This is a genomic window from Veillonella sp. CNR 79/14, from assembly GCF_003992185.1.
GTDB lineage: Bacteria > Bacillota > Negativicutes > Veillonellales > Veillonellaceae > F0422.
The window spans coordinates 1-5,526 of record NZ_RQVH01000039.1 but is presented as its reverse complement, the minus strand read 5'-3'; the positions used below and the strand labels follow the sequence as shown (position 1 = coordinate 5,526).

Sequence of the window (5,526 nt, the reverse complement as noted above, 5' to 3'; positions counted from 1 at the left end):
CTTTTACACTGTTCAAAGTTCAACGCGTCATATTCTACTGCGAAAAAATCATTCTCTAATCCAATTTTAATTTGAGCATCATTAATTTTATTTTTTCTACAATCTTTTATATATCTTTTAACTGCCTTGCACAGGATATGTCCAGTTCCACAGGAATTCTCTAAAAAACTTTTTCCATATAAGTTTTCTATATATCCTACTTCATCGAGCATAATATCTACAATATGCGCAGGAGTAAAAACATGGCACTTTTTATTAATCATCCGTTTATTATCATTACCTCATTTACTAGATCTTTACTAGTTATTTATAATATGTAGCTATAATTATTTTATTCTAGCTTTTCTTCCAAAATTCCTCGAATTAGCGCCTCATGACTATATACCTCATTAGCCTTTTCCAAGGCAACTTTAGTTTCTGCTTTTTTTGTACTTAACAAGTCTACTAATTCTTGCATAGCACAAATAATATCCGTTTCTTCTAATGATTGTATCACACATCCAACAGGAAATTGTTCTAATACCTCTGGATTTAACTCTGGAGACACTAGTACTGGTTTGTTATATCCAATGGCTGTAAATAGCATCGCTCCCCAATGGTATCTATACCTCTCCGCTGCATAAGGCATTGCAATAGCGTCTACAGATAATAAAGCGTCCTCCCAATCTTTACCAATTAGATTTTCATGTCTAAATACGATATTTGGAGTATGTTTATACTTTTCTATAAGTGAACTAAATAATGCTGTATCCTCAGGCTTTGCAGTTGCACCTTGTACTACTAATTCAACAGGTACTGAAAACTTTGCATGGATAAAGGCTTGTATAAACGGTTCTAGATTTTTTTCTTTGCGGAATTGTCCAAAAAAACCAATTCGTAGTGGTTCTTCTTTATCTTTTACAATATTACTTTTATTATATACTGGCTTAAATACAGGTGGAGCTACTAATTGCACATTGGTCAACCCACTATTAACAAAATCATTTCGCAATGTAATAACATGCAAATGAATATTCTTATATGCTTGTATTCGTCTAGCCTGTTTTTCAAACTTAGGTTGCTCCTTAGGATTGATACCATGAAATATAATATGTACAGGAACTGGTGAGTTTTTTAATTCACTTCTCATCAAAGATTTAATATACCGATACGTGGCTGTAGGAATAATTATGGCATCACAAGCCCCTTGTTTTGCTAATTCATACGCACTATTAAACCAGGCTACACGCCGTTTCTCACGTTGTACGGATCGCCATAGTTTTTGATACCAAGTAGCTCCTGCATACGTCACAACTTCGCCACCTTGTAACTCATGAACAGGCACTCCATAATCAACCTTAAAAGGGAATTTTTCCGGTACAAAAAACATAGGTTCATGTCCTTGCCGTTTCATTTCATTCACAAGGATTCTATCAAATTCTACTTCATGACCTGCTGGCATGATAATGCTTTCTAATATGGCAACTCGCATGGGAACTCCTTACCGTAATCGTATAACGCTTAATTACAACTTACCATTAGATTTATATAAATAATACAACTTCACATATTTTGTCATCGTATAAAAATAATGATTCACAGACAAGACCCACCCCATTTTTCCATCTAAAATGCCACCTTGTAAAAGATACATTTTAAGAAATGCCCAAAATGGTCGAAATACAATATCTTTCAAAAAGGATACCGATTTATTCGCCTTTTTATATTTTTCTGCCGATAAGGTTGTGTATTTGTTAAGTTTATTAAAATATTGATCCCAATTATCATAGGTATAATGGTACATAGGTGCTGTTAATTGCTTCTTATCGTAAGGTGTAATAATCGCAGGATGAACATATCCTTCTACATAAGAATCTTCTTTCGGCATCAACCGACATACATAATCTGGACGTAATACTCCATGCGTGGCTACATTATGATGAAAGCGATTATGCCGCTGTATCCAATACGCTAAATCTTCTCCTTGTATAGCCAATTTAATTTCTTCACATAATTCTGGGCTACACCGTTCATCTGCATCAATAAAGAATATCCAATGACTGCTAGCTTGTCCTATAGCAAATGTTTGTTGTGCGCCCCAATCGCCATTCATGGATCGATGCAATACTTTTGCTCCTAACGATTCCGCAATAGATACTGTATTATCTTCACTGCCATCATCGATGACAAGAATTTCATCAGCAAAGGATTGACAACTTTCTATACAATCTTTGATGTTTTGTTCTTCATTTCTCGTTAAAATTAACACACTAACTGTATTCATAAACTTCCTCTTATCTATCCACATATGACAAAGACTATCACCTTACGTGATAGTCTTTTATTCGTTCTTTATTGTATCAAGTTTACGCTTTGTATTCAACAACAGGTTATAAGGTACATCTATAAATTATAAAAGAGTAGTTTACATTAAATAAACACTTATTCATCTAATGTACAATGCGTACCAAAATCCTCATTCAAATATTTATTTTTCTACCCTCGTTTATTGCTCAAGTAGTATTTTGCTTTTTCAAGGTCATCCCAAGTATCAATATCAATGGAATGTTCACAACTCATAATATATGGAATTGGATTATCATTAAAGCTCAACGATTCTTTAATATCTGAAATTGCATTAATATAAATGGCTCCATTTACCTCGTAATATGTTGGCATATCCTGTCTTCGAATTGTACTATTCTTGCTTATAATACGTTGTAATTGAGAGCCTTCAATCGTGCGCAACAAAAATGGTGAAACCTCAGCCACATTAACGCTAACAATACCTTGCATATTATTTTGAAAAAATATATCAATAGCTACATCAATTTCCTCAGCAGTCCTTAACGGTGATGTTGGTTGCAATAATATCACAACGTCAAATTTCTCACCATTTACTTCCAATCGCTTCACAGCGTCTACTACCACAGAAATTGTTGTTGCTTCATCAGATGCAATCTTAGCTTCTCTTAGAAATGGAACTAATGCCCCATATTGTTCACTAATCCTTTGTATATCAACGTCATCTGTACTTACGATAACTGTATCAATATATGTAGATTGATTAGCTGCCTCAATTGTATACGCTATCAATGGTTTACCACATAAACTAATAATATTTTTATGGGGGATCCCTTTACTTCCGCCTCTTGCTGGTATAATGGCAAGAACTTTTTTATTTTGATACATTCTAACCCAATCCTTAATAACTTAAACGTTTTTGTAATGATGTCTTCCAGAACTCTGAGTGGTTCAAAATTTCCATAAATAGATTTGCACTATTTCCTTCCCCCCAACTATGAGCTACTTCATATCTATATGGTAAAGATTGTATTGCCGATATAATTATATCTTTTTTACACTCAATATGAATAATACTTTTATCTATTGCAGAATACCGTCCCTCTTGTCGACTACCAATATCGATGGTTGGTACACCAAAATAGGGAGCCTCACGTACGCCCGCACTAGAATTACCAAGCATAAATTCTGCATTTTGTAATAGCACTAAAAAATCTTCAAATCCTACCGATTTAAACATAGTAAATGCGCTACACTTCTCTAATTCTTTATAAGCATCAAGAATAATTTGACTCCCAGTATCATTGTTAGGATAAATCACGATATACTGCTTACTACTCTCTTTACAAGCTTGAATAATCTCTTTTACCTGCTCTTGCAGCTTCTTTACTTCTGTCACAACTGGATGAAATAATAAAATCGCATAAGAATTATATGAAATCCCTAACTTTTCTTTTATATCATCAATGGAGCCCAACTTTTTATGTCTAATAATATCAATGTCTGGAGACCCAATAATTTTAATTCGTTCTTCATCTTCTCCCATCGCTAAAAGGACTTCTTTTGCTTGTTCATTAGCTACTAGATGTACATGGGCAAATCTTGTAATTGCGTGACGTATCGATTCATCAATCGTGCCAGTGATCTCGCCACCTTCTATGTGAATTACATGTATATTATTAAATGCCCCTACAATAGATCCCATTAGGGCATCTCCACGATCACCATGTACCACGATACAATCCGGTTTTACTTCCCCTATATATCGAGTGAAATTAGAAATACCTTTTCCTAAATCAGCAGACATGTTATAGGTAGGCATATTTTCCCTTGCAATATAAATATGGTTATACCCATCCTTCACAACCTCTTTGAAGGTGGAACCATATTCAGATAATAGATGCATCCCAGTTACATAGACATGTAATTCATAGTTATCCGATTTTTCTACTGATAACATTAAAGACTTTAATTTACCATAGTCAGCTCTTGTTCCTGTAATAAAAACAATTCGTTTCATAATATTACTCTATCATATCCCAAGTAAGATGAGTATCACTTGAAATATCTATCTTTGCTTTCTTTCCTATAATACTTTCAAAATCTTTTGCCAAAATTGCACCTGTACCAGGTCGTTTCACCCACAGATTATCCTTCGTAAAAGTCTCTCCTTCTCGGATATCTGCAATGGTAACAACCGTAGCATAAGCAAAATCGATAGTGACTTGTTCTTCCTGAATAGGTGCTTTCTTACCACCTAGCATAAGGGGCACTTCATTAGCCGCACTTAATAATGCTTTTAAGTCCTTCGGATCCATCGAACAAACAATATCTGGCCCTACACGATTCATAGAGTCTGTAAAATGCCGTTCTAGCACAACAGCACCTAATGCCATTGCGGCAATACAAGCATTATTATTTAAAGTATGGTCAGAAAGTCCAATTGGTATATGTGGAAATACCATCATCATTTCTTGCATTGCCCCTAGCCGTACCCACTCTGGTTTTGTAGGATATAAATTCGTTGTATGTAACAAAGCAAATGGCACTTGTTCTTCCTCTAGGATTGCCACAGTCCGTTTGATGCTTTCTAAATCATTCATGCCGGTAGACACTATCATAGGTTTACCAAACCGCGCAATATGTCGAATTAAAGGAAGATTATTCATCTCTCCAGATCCAATCTTATAGGCTTTCACTCCAAAATCTTCTAATCGTTCTGCTGCCGCTCGTGAAAAAGGAGTACTGATAAATTCCATACCTAGAGATTCTGTATATTTCATCAATTCGTATTCATCAGATTCATTCAATGCTGCTTTTTCCATAATATCATATATAGAAATATCAGCATTACCTGGAATTACACTCTTAGCTGCACTACTCATCTCATCTTCTACTATATGAGTTTGGTGTTTCACAATACGAGCACCACTTTGGTACGCCGCATACACCATTTCTTTAGCAACTGTTAAACTACCATTATGATTAATTCCTATTTCCGGAATCACCAAAGGTCTACAGCCATGACCTACTTCAATTTGACCTATATTAAACTTCATATTGGCATATCCTTTCTAACTCCTCTATTGAATCGACTGCAATTATCTTACCTTGCTTTGCTAGTTTGTCAAAAAATTCTATTACTTCTTCATCAATCCCACTTATATTCTCATATTTTTTTAACATCTTAATTATTATAGGATATAAGTAATAGCATCTAATATCATAAGAGTCTCCTAAAAC

At 34.6% G+C, this 5,526-nt stretch carries 6 protein-coding genes and 1 pseudogene; all 7 read right to left on the bottom strand.

What is annotated here, in order from left to right:
* A pseudogene (locus EO119_RS08180) lies at positions 1-263 on the bottom strand (SAM-dependent methyltransferase); the annotation flags it as partial.
* Positions 264-331: 68 nt separating this feature from the next.
* Positions 332-1,471, bottom strand: a complete 1,140-nt coding sequence (locus EO119_RS08000) for a glycosyltransferase (protein WP_126941401.1) — start codon at positions 1,469-1,471, stop codon at positions 332-334.
* A gap of 33 nt (positions 1,472-1,504) precedes the next feature.
* On the bottom strand, positions 1,505-2,263 hold the full coding sequence (locus tag EO119_RS07995) for a glycosyltransferase family 2 protein (RefSeq protein ID WP_126941399.1): 759 nt from the start codon (positions 2,261-2,263) through the stop codon (positions 1,505-1,507).
* A 212-nt stretch (positions 2,264-2,475) separates the two neighbouring features.
* Positions 2,476-3,171, bottom strand: coding sequence for a cytidylyltransferase domain-containing protein (locus EO119_RS07990; protein ID WP_126941397.1), 696 nt, complete (start codon positions 3,169-3,171; stop codon positions 2,476-2,478).
* Between the two features lie 13 nt (positions 3,172-3,184).
* Entirely contained in the window at positions 3,185-4,303 is a 1,119-nt protein-coding gene (gene neuC, locus EO119_RS07985; RefSeq protein ID WP_126941395.1) for a UDP-N-acetylglucosamine 2-epimerase, read from the bottom strand.
* Positions 4,304-4,307: 4 nt separating this feature from the next.
* Entirely contained in the window at positions 4,308-5,342 is a 1,035-nt protein-coding gene (locus EO119_RS07980) for an N-acetylneuraminate synthase family protein (RefSeq protein WP_126941394.1), read from the bottom strand.
* Positions 5,332-5,526, bottom strand: a 195-nt coding sequence (locus EO119_RS08175; RefSeq protein ID WP_206168801.1) for a hypothetical protein, incomplete at its 5' end; no start/stop codon positions are given. The genes EO119_RS07980 and EO119_RS08175, both read right to left, overlap by 11 nt.